A 12,561-nucleotide genomic window follows, 5' to 3' on the forward strand; every position below is an offset into this window, starting at 1 on the left:
TTAGTTAAATGGTAACTCTTCATCTATTCCATCCGGAATATTCATGAAGCCATCTCCAGCCGCCGCGCTCGGTGACGGACGGTTATCTGCAGGTGCGTATCCGGCATTTTCATTGCTTGCCGCCTTGCTTTCTGCAAATTCCTGTTCTTCTACGACTACATCTGTCGTATAGACTTTCTGTCCCTCACGGTTCGTATAAGAGCCGGTCTGGATTCTTCCCGTAATAAGGACTTTCGTTCCCTTACGGAAATATTTTTCTGCAAATTCTCCCTGACGTCCAAATGCCACACAGCCGATAAAATCTGCTGTCTGACCGTCTCCGTCACGTCGGAATCTTCTATCTACTGCGATTGTATATCGCGCAATTGCTGTTGCCTGTTCACCCTGGGAATAACGTACCTCAGGATCTCTGGTCAAACGTCCCATCAGTATTACTTTATTCATACCGCGATCTCCTTCTTTTGCTTATGCCTCTTCCTGTCTAACGCATAAGAAACGAAGAACGTTGTCCATGATACGGACATTCTGTTCAATCTCTGCCGGAACACCTGGTTCTGCATCGAAAGCGATGAAGTAGTAGAATGCTTCACTCATTTTCTGAATGTCATAAGCAAGTTTCTTCTTGCCCCATTCATCTACATTTGTGATCGTACCACCACAACGGGTAATGTACTCTTTTGCCTTCTCAACCGTAGCTGTTCTGGCGTCATCTTCGATCTTTGCATTAACAACAAGTGCTAACTCGTATTTGTTCATGCTGTTACCTCCTTTTGGTCTCTGGCCCCTCAACCTGTGGGGAGCAAGGAATTTATTAGTATCACGAGGTTATATGATAACATACCAGCCTGCTGCTTTCAAGCATTTTCTCTGTTTTTTTATACTTTTTATCGTTTTTTCTTATTTTTCTTCTCCGGCATGCCGCAGTTCCCTGGTATTCTTCTCCACAAGCTTGCGCGGCACCATGATCTGATGTCCGCAGCCCATGCATTTCAGCCTGAAATCCGCTCCGACACGCAAAATCTCCCACTCGCTGCTGCCGCAGGGATGCTGCTTCTTCAAACGCACAATATCTCCAACTTCATAAATCCGTCGTTCTTCCATATTTCCTACACCTCTATCTTTGAAAAGATCTCGCCGATACTACCCTGCACCAGAAGATCCGCTCTCGCATCCATCGGTGTCGCAGACTTATTGACCAGCACCAGCTTATTTCCGCGGTAATAATCAATAAGCCCTGCCGCCGGGTATACCGCAAGTGATGTGCCGCCGATGATGAGCACATCCGCTTCACTGATGTAGCGCACCGCGTCCTCAAGCGTCTTCTGGTCAAGCCCCTCTTCGTACAAAACGACATCCGGCTTGATCTGTCCGCCGCAGGCGTCACAGGTCGGGATCCCGGTGGAGTTTAAAATATATCGGGCATCAAAAAGCTTTCCGCAATGTCTGCAATAATTGCGGTGTACACTTCCGTGCAATTCGAGCACCACTTTACTTCCCGCCGCCTGATGCAGTCCGTCGATATTCTGCGTTATGATCGCCTTTAATTTTCCAGCCTGTTCAAGTTCCGCCAGTTTCTTATGCGCCGCGTTCGGTTTTGCGGTAAGGCAGAGCATTTTATCCCGGTAAAAACGGTAAAACTCCTCTGTTTTACTCATGTAAAAACTGTGGCTTAAGATCGTCTCAGGCGGATAGTCATATTTCTGATGATACAGCCCGTCCACACTGCGGAAATCCGGTATCCCGCTCTCGGTTGACACGCCTGCTCCCCCAAAGAAAACAATATTATCACTGTCTGTTATGATCTTTTGTAACTGTTCGATTTCTCCCATAGAATCGCTCCTTTCACTCTTAAAACAATCATAGCATATTTTTCGCCCGGCTGATCTTTTATTTTCATATAACATACATTCTCCTAAAATTTCATTTTAGGGCGGAAACTCAAGAACAATACATAGATAGCACCGCGTTTATTTTTGTGCTAGAATGAAAATACGTGTCAAACGGAATGTGGAGGTAACAATGGCTGGAAAAGTTATTAAAAACGGTCTTCGATGGCTGGTCATATGTATTATAGTCTTTTTAATATCAATCTTTTTACATGAATGTGGTCATGGACTTGCCAATCATCTGCGCGGTATTTCATGCAGTACTGGATTTAACCGGGTAGGAGATATTTATAAATACCCAAAAGATGTGGATTTTCGCGCAACGTACCGCAATGCATCCGAGAGTCTTTTGGACTTTGGAGTGCCGATAACACTTTTACTTGCATCAGCAGGAACATTCTGTGCATGCAGATTGCATGGATGGAGTCAAAAAATCAGTTGGCCGATTGCAGTTACAAACAGCATGCTGCGTCTGATTCCATGCATATATGTGCTTTTTGTTCCATTATTTACAGGGAACGTATGGAAAGAAGACGAATATGAAACCGGGCAGTATCTGGCACAGCTGGTCGGATGCTCTGCATTGGCCTATTTGCCAGCGTTTGTTTCTGTTCTGATTTCCATAGTCTGTCTGTTTTTCCTTTTGCATAAGGGAAAGCAAAAAATGTCCCGTTGGATGATTGCAGGATATGCTCTGGTCACACTGCTTGGCTATGATCTCTCACTCTATATCGCCAACTGGTTGGATGATTTCATCCGGATCAACTGGTAATGAGCATTATTTCGCGCAGGTTGTCTTTTCCTTTTTCCCCGTATAATCAAAGCGTCCGTCATTCTTTTCTTCCAATGCTTTTATCATATGGTAGGTGTACTCGTTATACGGCGTCGGTATCCCCAGTTCTTTTCCCATTTTTATCAATGCGCCTGAAAACATGTCGATTTCCGTATGCCGCCCCGCATCAATATCCTGAAGTGTCGAGTAGCGTGCCGATGGCGGAACCGCGCTTCCGTGTACGGATGACCCGGCTGCCTTATTCATATCAATTCCCTTTGCCACCGCAACCGCTTCTAACTCCTGTCTTAAGCCGTCACTGATTGCCTTCATATGTACGCTGTCCTGATAACAGCCTACGCCCGCGCCTAAGATCGCCTGTGGCAGATTGTTGCAGACATTGAGCCGGAATTTGCTCCATATCTCTTCCCTTATGTGCTCCGTGTGACGGAAATGAATCCCGGTATCCGCAAAAAGCTCTTCCACCGCACGCACGCGGTCACTGTCATAGGGCGCACTTAGTTCGCCGAAAACGATCCCTATCGTAGTATCCGGGTCAAAGCAGTAACCCTCACCCTCTTTGTGGGACGCCACTTTGATCAGCGAATACAGCATATGGGAGCTGCCTGCCTTTTCCGCGATCAGTTCCTCGCTGTCCACTCCGTTCATAAGACTCATGATGACCGTATTCTCCCCTGTGACTTCCCGTATGCTCTCCAATGCCCCCGGCAGCGCTCCGTATTTTAACGCGACAACAAGCAGATCCACGCCATGCGCTTCCTTTGGTGTCCAAACTTGCGGACGATAAGTAACACCGTTGATCCTGCATCCGTTCTGTTTCAGGCGTCCGGCGCGCTCTCCTTCCGCGACAACGCCTAACTTTAGATCGTTTTTCTCGGAAAGTCCCCAGATCACATAGGAACCAACCGCACCGGCTCCCAAAACCGCAACTGATCTTATCTTCATTTCTTTTCCTCCTGCTATGTTTTCATTCAATTTCTTTTCCCGTCACCATTACAAAAAAAACACCGCCGCAGACTCCAATGGTTCTGTAACGATGCTTTTAGTTGCGGGGACAGGATTTGAACCTGTGACCTTCGGGTTATGAGCCCGACGAGCTTCCAGACTGCTCCACCCCGCGTCAACATTGCTTATTATAGCCCTTATGAAAGAGAATGTCAAATTTCTTTCGCTTTCTATATAGGATATGCAGTAAAAAACCGCTTTATGACAACTTTTTTTCTAAAATTTTCCCGCAAGCCACACGGATGCCGCGATGCCGACTCCTGTTGCGAGCAGTGCTCCCGCAAGCGTATACCGGGTCTTCTTTATTTTTGCTGTCATAAAATATAATGACATCGTATAAAAAACATTTTCCGTTGCGCTCATCATTAAAGACGCCGCCCTGCCCAGATAAGAATCCGCTCCATACTCCTTGTAAATGTCGATCGTGAGTCCGTTTGCCGCCGAGGAGGAAAACATTTTTACCAGTGCAAGCGGCAGTAACTCGGACGGGAAATGGATCAGGTCTGTAAAAACAGAAAGCTGCTCTGCCAGAAAGTCCAAAAAACCGGATGCGCGCAGGATACCGACCGCAACCATGAGCCCGATCAGTGTCGGCAGGATACCGATCACCGTCTTAAATCCCTCCGCCGCCCCCTTGATGAACTGGTCATAAATGTTCTGATGATTCAAAAGCCCCATTCCCACGATATAAAAAGTAAGCAGTGGGATGATCGCGTCCGACAAAAAAAGCAGCAGCTTCATAGAAATTCACTCCTGATCCCTGTCATTTGTTACATTCTATTCCACTGCCGCCGCTTCTTATGCATGACTTATGCCGAAATCCTCCACTGACATGCGTGCAGCCATCTATTCGTTTATGATCGCGCGGATTTCTTCTCCGAGGTGTCCGTTATCCGCGACAATGTTATTGATCGTGCTGGTTAGCCGGATCGGATTTCCCTCGTAATCGGTCACATCCCCGCCCGCTTCTCTGATGAGGAGCAGCCCTGCCGCGTAATCCCATATTTTTAAATTCCGCTCAAAATACGCCTCTGTGCTGCCTTCTGCCACATGCGCGAGGTCAAACGCCGCCGAACCGCTTCTTCTGATATCCTCACACTGTAAAAAGATCTTTTGAAACACGGCAAAATTGTCTGCGGCATATTCATGATAATACGGACTGGTTCCGACAGCGATCAGGCTGTGGGAAAGCTCCTTCACGGGGCTTACATGGATCGGCACGCCGTTCTTATACGCGCCTTTTCCCGCCTCAGCACAGTAAAGCTCCTCCGTGTACGGATGATAGATGATCCCGAGTACGATCTCACCTTCGCTTGCAAGCGCCACCGACACCACGCTCTGGCGGTAGTGATGGATCAGATTGGTCGTTCCGTCAACCGGATCTACGATCCACATCCTGCCTGATACCTGCTCGCCCGCATAGCTCTCTTCCCCGAGAAATCCGATATCCGGATACATTTTTTTTAATTCCTCCGCCAGAAATTTCTGCACACCGTCATCGACCTGTGTCGCGTAATCCGCCAGTCCCTTGACACGGATATTTCCCACCGCCTCCCTGTCCCGGAAAAACGGTTTTGTCCGCTTTACGACTTCTATAATCTTTTCTGTTTCAACCATATCCCTTTCCTTCTCACTTTTCTTTTTTACGACAGAGACGCGATGCATTCCGCTTAAGATCCGCAGTCATCTCTACAGATAGCGCACCGACATGCTCCCATCCGGCGCGACCGCAAAAGCCACCCCCGCATGCGGCATGAGCCCGTCTGTGTACGGCGGCACATCCGGGACATCGGTAAAATACGTTTTTGTCCCGTACGCATGAAGCATCGAAAGGACTCCCGGTGCCGCACTCTCATAGCGTCTGTCGCTGGATGCACTGATTATAGCATACTTCGGCGCAACTGCGCCAAGAAGTTCCTCATCCAGTGCGTTTGCCTGCCCGTGATGCCCCACCTTGAACGTCTCTGCACGGAGCGCTTCCCTGCGCATCTGATATCCCGTAACCTGCGTATCGGCCGGCGCATCCCAAAACGGAAGCGCTTTCTCGCCAGGATATATGCCGTTGCAAGTCCAAACGATAGCGACAGCACAAGCGCCGCGACCGCGTTGATCAGACTGTTTTTTAACGCCGTGTCAAATCCCTTTTCCACGAAAAGCTGTCTGTAATGTGAAAATGTCACGTTTTTTATCGGAAATACCATTCCGCTCTGGATATCCTCCGTCGGGCTGATGGATGTTTTTACCAGCCAGCAGATGGGAAACAGCGTGATAAAAAGCACTGCCGCAAGAATGATTCCCTTTAAGAGAAAGAAACCTCTCTTTTTCCATTTTACCAGATTCTTTCTTTTTCCCGACATGAAGGTAAAAAAAAGCCGGTCAGAAGTTCTTCTTCTAACCGACTGCTGCCCGTATTTTTGCAACCGCAAGCGTGATCCCGTCCCGCGCCTGCTTTTTCAATATCAGTTCTCCTCCGCCGTAGGATTCACAGCCCGCGAGTGCCGACCGCTCACAGACATTATCCACACCGACTGTCTTTTTTACAAAATCCGAGGACGCAAACGCACCGGATATCTGTTTCAAAACCTCTGCGGAAAACGTGTGATAGGGAACTGCCTGATGCGCTGCCCATCCCACGATACCCGCTTCCTCCTTTTTCCGGTCAATGGAAAAAATCCCGGCAACATCTTCTTCCGTAATGCCAAGCGCATCCAGTTTTTCCCGGATAAATGCCGCAATCTCGTTCTCCGTCTTTCCCCTTTTGCAGCCGATCCCAAGTACATATTCCTTTGGCTTTAGCGGAAGTACCGCGTAGGCAAGCGCCTCTTTTTCTGTGGATATCACAAGGTCTGTCTGTCCATCCGGTGGATAAGTCTCCTGCGCGAACTCCTCCGGCAGTTCTTTAAGCAGCCCCCGAAACTTTGGTGCCACAGAGACTGTGACCGTCTCCTCCTCTAAGACTTTTTCCGAGATTTTCGCGATCCCCCGGCGGTCCAAAATTACAAGCGCATGATCCCGCGCAAATACATCCACCGCAAATTTTCCATTCACATCCGTTGCCGTTGTGATCACCGCAGTCGCAGAAAGCCGTGACGCGAGACGCTCCGCGATCTCATTTGCGCCTCCGACATGCCCGGATAAGATCGGGATCACATACTGTCCGCACTCATCCACGACAAGCACCGGACTGTCCTTTAATTTGTCGCGCACTGCGCCCGCGATCGCGCGCACCGCGATTCCACACGCCCCGACAAAGATCAGCACGTTTTTTTGTTCAAACTGCTCACCTGCCCACTCCGCCAGCGGTTTTTTTAGGGAACAGATCCCATGTGCATCCAGATATTCTCTTTCGGTCTCTCCCGCTTTTTTCTGACCGGTATAAAGCCGGATCTCGTCATCCGCACTTAGCACATCCCGGATTTTTTCCGACAGCGCACGCCCTTTTTTTGTAAAGCTGATGACCGCCGTCCTCATGATCTCTTCCTCCGAAATTCCGTCTCAAAATCCGGGTCATACAGCTTTGAGCGCTCATAGCTCCGATGCGCGACCGCCTCTCCGACGAGGACGAGCGCAGTCTTTGTGATATTGTGTACACGCGCGGTCTCTTCCAGTTCTGCCAGCGTACAAAGGTATGCTTCCTCCTCCGGCCAGGTCGCCTTGTATACAAGAGCCGCAGGCGTATCCGCCGGATAGCCGCCGGTGACAAGCCGCTCTGTGAGCTCCCCGAGTCTTCCGGTGCTCAGATAGATCGCCATGGATGCTCCATGTGCAGCAAAGCTCTCGATGCTCTCTCTCTCCGGAACCGGCGTTTTTCCCGCCATCCGCGTGATGATAAGCGACTGCGAGATCCCCGGAAGCGTGTATTCCAGATTTAAGGACGCCGCCGCGCCAAAGCACGCGCTGACGCCCGGACAGCTCTCATAGGAAATCCCCTTTTCATCGAGGATGTCCATCTGCTCCCGCACCGCTCCGTAAATACTCGGTTCCCCTGTGTGCAGACGCACGGTCATCTTCTGTTCCTGTTCCGCCCGCTCCATCACGGCAATGACTTCCTCCAACGTCATGGTCGCGCTGTTAAAAATTTCACAATCCTTCTTCGCATAAGAAAGAAGTTCTGGATTGACCAGCGAACCTGCATAAATGATGACGTCCGCCTGTTCCAGATAGCGCCTGCCGCGCACCGTGATGAGATCCGGCGCACCGGTTCCCGCTCCCACAAAATAAACCATATCAGCCTTCTCCTTTCATGATCGCCAATCCCTGCTGTTTGATCGAAACAAGCAGTTCATGCGCATGCTCACTCGCCGCAAGCTCTCCAAATTCATTGGAATATAAAATACATTCGATCTCCATTTTCCCGGCGGCGCGCTTATTTAAGTAAAAACAGATCTTTTCCATGACACGGCGCATGACTGCTTCCAGTTTTTCCGCATCTTTCAGAAAAGCGAGTGCTTCCTCCGTCGTCACACAGCCCAGGATCTTCCTTGCCAGATCTGCCTGCACATCTTCCATAAGCGCCGCAGCCGCGAGCAGCTCCATCCGGCAGTCCGCCTCCCTCGAATGGGTATTCATGATCCCGCCCGAGACTTTGATGAGTTTGCCGATATGACCGGTCATGAGCATGTGCGTAAATCCGTACTCCACCGCCATGTCGATCGTCTGTCCGATGAAATTGCTGCACTTGACACTGCGGTCAAGATCGTAATCATACGTCCGTTTCATAAAATCCAACCCGTAGTTTCCCGGCGAAACCGCGACTAACTGCTCTCCAAGCGCCCGGTGCTGCCTTAGTTCCACGCGGATCGTATCAAGCAGTGCCTGTGCGCTCATCGGTTCCACAATGCCGCTTGTTCCAAGGATGGAAATGCCTCCAACGATCCCCAGTCTCGGATTGAACGTGCTTTTTGCAAGCTCCTCGCCACCCGGCACTGAGATCTCCACCGCAAGCGCTCCATGGAAATCCAATGCCACACAAACCTCACACACCTCTTTTTCGATCATCTCTCTCGGCACATGGTTGATCGCCGCGTTTCCTATCGGCTGATCCAGCCCGGGACGGGTCACACGGCCAACGCCGCTTCCTCCGTCGATCGTGATCACAGGCTCTTTTTCCCGCACGTGCTCACTTTGATCCTCCGCGTTTATACCGTCCTGAAACGAGACTGCCGCATAGATGAGTGCCCCGGTCGTGACATCCGGGTCATCCCCGCCATCCTTTTGCACGGCGCACGAGACTTTCGTCTCCCCACGCACCGGATCACAGATCTTCGCGTGATAGAGGATGCCTTTCGGCGTTTCGATCGTGATCTCTTTTTTCTCTTTTCCCGTTAAAAGCATATATGCTGCTGCCTTTGCCGCCGCAGCCGCACAGCTTCCCGTTGTGAATCCGTAACGCATCGGTTCCCCGCTTCCTTCCATCCGTATCTATAAATAATAACAGTTTTTCATACATCCGCCCCGGAAAAGTTCGGTCCGTACCCGCTTTTGATACTGCGCTGCCTGCCCGGTTTCCATGCTTTCGACTTCCGCAAGGATCCGAAGCGCCCGCCTCGCCTGCATAATGTCCCGCTTTGCATACTCCGCATAATTGCCGCGTCCCACGATCTTTAAATGCGTGACCCCCGCTTTTTTTAAGTCATATAACGCGCACAAGCCGCAGCCGGTCGCCCCGGTCACATAGCCGTCCGGTTCCGTTTCCACGCACAACCCGGGCATTTCTTCCGCTGCCGCCAGACTGCTTTTCTTTCGCCCATCCACGTTTCCAAGTTCATACGGCACATGGCACAGATGCGCAAACTCATCACAGTGAAAGGAATTGCAGTACGCGCCGGTAAAATGGCACATCTCGTTTAAGAAAAACGCCTCATATTCCGGGATCTCTCCCCTGCATTTTACAATGCACGCCCGCATCTGCGCAATACTGTTCTTCCGGTGAAAGATCACGCGGCGAATATCAAATTCTGCGATCTGTGCTAAAAACAGGGAATTGATCTCGGCGCATTCCCCGCTCAGATGGATGTTGCAGGAGATTTTCTGTTCCCGCAGGTATAGGATCAACGCCGGATCCGCAATGATAAACGTGTCAAATCCGATCTGCATACACGCGTCGATAAGTTCTGCGATCTCCTTATACTGCTCGCCTGTGTAATACAGGGAATTCAGGGCAAGTTTCACCGGCACACCGTAACAGTCCACCATCTTTTTTAATATTTTCAGTTCCTCGAACGCGCCGATCTGAACGTTGTAATTCATGACTTCGCGCCGGTTTAACGGCTGCATGGTTCCGTATTTTTTACTCCAGGTAAATGGAACATAGCCGCAGAAAAATTCATCTGCGCCCGCCTCGGCAAACGGAATATATTCATCTAAAGAGCCAAGCCCGGATACGATCTTCACAACCTTCCATCTCCTTCGTTTTTACGTCTGATATTCTTACATCAAATTTAGCACAATGCGGTCCGCTCCGTGCGCAATATAAGAAAAAAGCAGCGTATTTTCCGTCAGTATCTGTGTGTCATACGAAAACAGCGAATTATATCTTCCGACCATATGCAGATGATCGGGATAGGAAAACACATAGTCCCCGCAATAACGCGGACAGACCTCCGTCTCCCGCTGTCTGCCCCGGCTCCCTTCTCTGCACCTCGCGTAAAGCGGACAGTACTGGGACGTATTGGTCTGATAAAACGGAAAGTGGATACTGTTTTTCCCTTCCGGTAATTGTATACAGTATCCACAAGATTCCTGTTCAAAGCGCGTGATCCCATATGTTTTCCTCAGATATGCCCGGTAAAATGAACTGTTTAGCGCATTGTCCGCCGGCGGCTCATTCACACCGGAAACCCCGATCTTGTAACGCACGCGCGGATCTTTTCTCCGTTTGTTTAAAAGGACTCCAAACACCGGCTCAAACCAGGTTCCCCCCTCGCAGATCAGCGAGAGCATTCCCCAGTCGCCCGCCACGATCTCGATCCGGGTCTGCGCCCGGTCACACCATGCCGCGATCTGATCCAAAAGCTTTCTTGTATCCGCGATCCGTTCTTCCCGCAGATAGGAAAACACCAGCGTGATCTTTAAATGTTCCCGCTTCGCCTTATCGAAAAGCTCTTTTAATTTCTCCCAGTCCGGAAGCAGATGCGGACAGAACTGATTGCCAATGTAAAGGCGCCCCGGCAGATACTGCGCAAGCGGATGACGGGAAAGTCCATGCTCTTTCCAGTAATTTTCGTAGAATACCTCTGCCGCTTCCTTTCGATATCGCTCATACAGCTCCGGACGATCCAGCTCTACCGCCAGTTCTGCCTGATGCTCCCGCAGTGCAAAAAGAAGCCCGGACGCCTTAACCGCCTCCGTGTCGATGTCACCAAACCACGCCGCGCGCTGTTTCTCGAAATCCGTCGTGATCACATCATCCAGCTTCGCCGGGTATCCGGTATAATCCTCCGAAAGCGCCGCATCATCGCCCGCAAGTTTCTTTTGGATATAATGGTCGTATGCCACATAGAGCTTTTGCACCGCTTTTTTGTAGCTTTCCTCCGCGATCTGTACTTCATACTCGAAATAGAACTGCCGCGCCGGATCCGCCCCCCGCTTGGACAAAATTTCTGTCACCGCCGGATGTTCCAGCACGATCCCGTCATACTGCCCCGCTCTGTCATCATAAAAATAAACTTCCAGCCGGGAAACGGTTCCGATCCGGTCCGCCGTCCGAAACACCGCCCTGTCTTCTTCCAGTTCCAGGATCCGCACTTCCAGACGCTGTCCGAAATCCTCTGTTATATAACCTGAAATCAGCGCAAACGGAAACATCATTGTTATCGGATTTCCTCCTTACATGTACTGCCCGAGAAATGAAAAAACACTTTCCCAGTAAGCGTCTCCCAACACATACATCGCCTCGCCGTGTCCAGCCCCTTCCGCCGTCAGGCTCGTTTTGTTATCCCCCGGCTTTGCCTGATACAGGGTATCCATCATCTCATAGGGAATGAAATCATCCGCCGTTCCGTGGATGAACATCATCGGTTTTTCACAGGATGCAACCTGTTTTAACGCAGATGCCTCCTTGAACGAATACCTGGCTTTCACGGAAGAAAGCGCGCTTGCGCTATAAAGAACCGGAAATTCCGGAAGCCCGAACCGGAGCTTTAACTCATTGGAAAAGATATCCCATACACTCGTGTAACCGCAGTCCTCAACAAATGCGCACACCTGATCCGGTGTATCTTCCCCGGAAGTCATCATCGTGGTCGCCGCCCCCATGGAAACTCCGTAGAGTACGATCTTTGCCGATGTATCCTGTCCGGTGACCCAGTCCACCCAGTCAAGTACATCCTTTCTGTCAAGCCAGCCCATACCGACATAATCGCCCTCGCTGTCCCCACAGGCGCGCAGATCCGGCGAAAGCACCTGATACCCCGCATCATAAAAATGCTGCGCCGCCGCAACACCCGCGCGGTGATCACTGCGATAACCATGCAGTGTGATCACCCACAGATGGCTGTCCGTATTCTCATAATATACTCCGTTTAATGCCAGTCCGTCATCCGATGTGATCCCCACCGTTTCTCCCGGATGCTCCGCTAAAAATTCCTCGTTTTTTGTCTGCTGTAATGCCCGGTTGTCCGCGATCGTCTTTTCAACGCCTTCTCCCGGTGTCTCCACATCCAGTGACACTTCCCTGTCGCCGCCGTCTCCACTCCGTCCGATCGCGTAGTTGACTAAGTAATTGCTGATAAATAAATCTGCCGCCAGTAAAATAACGACCACCGCGATCAGCAGTTTCGGTAAAATCTTTTTTCTCATAACGTTCCTCCCATTTGTAGTTTTATTTCAATAACTACCATCATACCATTTTTGCTGCCGGGAAATCAACTTTTTCGG

Annotated in this window: 16 protein-coding genes and 1 tRNA gene; 1 reads left to right on the forward strand and 16 read right to left on the reverse strand. The window is 50.3% G+C overall.

The features are described from left to right. From H8Z76_RS12090 to H8Z76_RS12105, 4 genes are all read right to left on the reverse strand, one after another. Entirely contained in the window at positions 1–444 is a 444-nt protein-coding gene (locus H8Z76_RS12090) for a single-stranded DNA-binding protein (RefSeq protein WP_022516670.1), read from the reverse strand. Positions 445–465: 21 nt separating this feature from the next. Then, the gene (rpsF, locus tag H8Z76_RS12095; protein ID WP_022516669.1) at positions 466–756 is read right to left on the reverse strand and encodes a 30S ribosomal protein S6; all 291 of its coding nucleotides are present in this window, start codon (positions 754–756) and stop codon (positions 466–468) included. 141 nt (positions 757–897) lie between these two features. Next, positions 898–1,101, reverse strand: a complete 204-nt coding sequence (locus tag H8Z76_RS12100) for a DUF951 domain-containing protein (RefSeq protein WP_022516668.1) — start codon at positions 1,099–1,101, stop codon at positions 898–900. A 5-nt stretch (positions 1,102–1,106) separates the two neighbouring features. Beyond that, positions 1,107–1,829: an NAD-dependent protein deacylase gene (locus H8Z76_RS12105; RefSeq protein ID WP_186982607.1), complete on the reverse strand. Its 723-nt coding sequence runs from the start codon at positions 1,827–1,829 to the stop codon at positions 1,107–1,109. A 190-nt stretch (positions 1,830–2,019) separates the two neighbouring features. Between H8Z76_RS12105 and H8Z76_RS12110 the strand changes: the two genes are divergently transcribed. Continuing rightward, positions 2,020–2,658: a hypothetical protein gene (locus H8Z76_RS12110; RefSeq protein ID WP_186982608.1), complete on the forward strand. Its 639-nt coding sequence runs from the start codon at positions 2,020–2,022 to the stop codon at positions 2,656–2,658. A 6-nt stretch (positions 2,659–2,664) separates the two neighbouring features. Here the strand turns inward: H8Z76_RS12110 and H8Z76_RS12115 are convergent, their stop codons facing one another. The 12 genes from H8Z76_RS12115 to H8Z76_RS12170 all read right to left on the reverse strand — a co-directional run bounded on the left by H8Z76_RS12115 (position 2,665) and on the right by H8Z76_RS12170 (position 12,483). Next, a complete protein-coding gene (locus H8Z76_RS12115; RefSeq protein WP_186982609.1) occupies positions 2,665–3,624 on the reverse strand; it encodes a ketopantoate reductase family protein in 960 nt (319 codons plus the stop codon). Between the two features lie 101 nt (positions 3,625–3,725). Next, a tRNA-Met gene (locus tag H8Z76_RS12120) sits at positions 3,726–3,799 on the reverse strand. 101 nt (positions 3,800–3,900) lie between these two features. Next, positions 3,901–4,425 (reverse strand): spore maturation protein, encoded by a 525-nt coding sequence (locus H8Z76_RS12125; RefSeq protein WP_022516664.1) that lies wholly within the window; start codon positions 4,423–4,425, stop codon positions 3,901–3,903. Between the two features lie 105 nt (positions 4,426–4,530). Next, on the reverse strand, positions 4,531–5,301 hold the full coding sequence (locus H8Z76_RS12130; RefSeq protein WP_186982610.1) for an inositol monophosphatase family protein: 771 nt from the start codon (positions 5,299–5,301) through the stop codon (positions 4,531–4,533). Positions 5,302–5,373: 72 nt separating this feature from the next. Beyond that, positions 5,374–5,673, reverse strand: a complete 300-nt coding sequence (locus H8Z76_RS12135) for a ComEC/Rec2 family competence protein (protein ID WP_022516662.1) — start codon at positions 5,671–5,673, stop codon at positions 5,374–5,376. Between the two features lie 144 nt (positions 5,674–5,817). Then, positions 5,818–6,012: a hypothetical protein gene (locus H8Z76_RS12140; RefSeq protein ID WP_186982612.1), complete on the reverse strand. Its 195-nt coding sequence runs from the start codon at positions 6,010–6,012 to the stop codon at positions 5,818–5,820. Between the two features lie 63 nt (positions 6,013–6,075). Next, positions 6,076–7,155 (reverse strand): cobalt-precorrin 5A hydrolase, encoded by a 1,080-nt coding sequence (locus H8Z76_RS12145; RefSeq protein WP_186982613.1) that lies wholly within the window; start codon positions 7,153–7,155, stop codon positions 6,076–6,078. Continuing rightward, complete coding sequence (cobM, locus tag H8Z76_RS12150; RefSeq protein ID WP_186982614.1) at positions 7,152–7,910, reverse strand: precorrin-4 C(11)-methyltransferase; 759 nt, start codon at positions 7,908–7,910, stop codon at positions 7,152–7,154. The genes H8Z76_RS12145 and cobM overlap by 4 nt, the downstream gene beginning before the upstream one ends. A gap of 1 nt (position 7,911) precedes the next feature. After that, positions 7,912–9,078 (reverse strand): cobalt-precorrin-5B (C(1))-methyltransferase CbiD, encoded by a 1,167-nt coding sequence (gene cbiD / locus H8Z76_RS12155; protein ID WP_186982616.1) that lies wholly within the window; start codon positions 9,076–9,078, stop codon positions 7,912–7,914. Positions 9,079–9,105: 27 nt separating this feature from the next. Next, entirely contained in the window at positions 9,106–10,077 is a 972-nt protein-coding gene (locus H8Z76_RS12160) for a U32 family peptidase (protein ID WP_186982618.1), read from the reverse strand. A gap of 36 nt (positions 10,078–10,113) precedes the next feature. Further along, a complete protein-coding gene (locus tag H8Z76_RS12165) occupies positions 10,114–11,493 on the reverse strand; it encodes a hypothetical protein (protein ID WP_186982620.1) in 1,380 nt (459 codons plus the stop codon). 18 nt (positions 11,494–11,511) lie between these two features. Then, complete coding sequence (locus H8Z76_RS12170; RefSeq protein WP_147619180.1) at positions 11,512–12,483, reverse strand: alpha/beta hydrolase; 972 nt, start codon at positions 12,481–12,483, stop codon at positions 11,512–11,514. Positions 12,484–12,561 lie beyond the last annotated feature (78 nt).

Origin of the sequence: Roseburia yibonii (genome assembly GCF_014297335.1) — a bacterium.
GTDB lineage: Bacteria > Bacillota > Clostridia > Lachnospirales > Lachnospiraceae > Roseburia_D > Roseburia_D yibonii.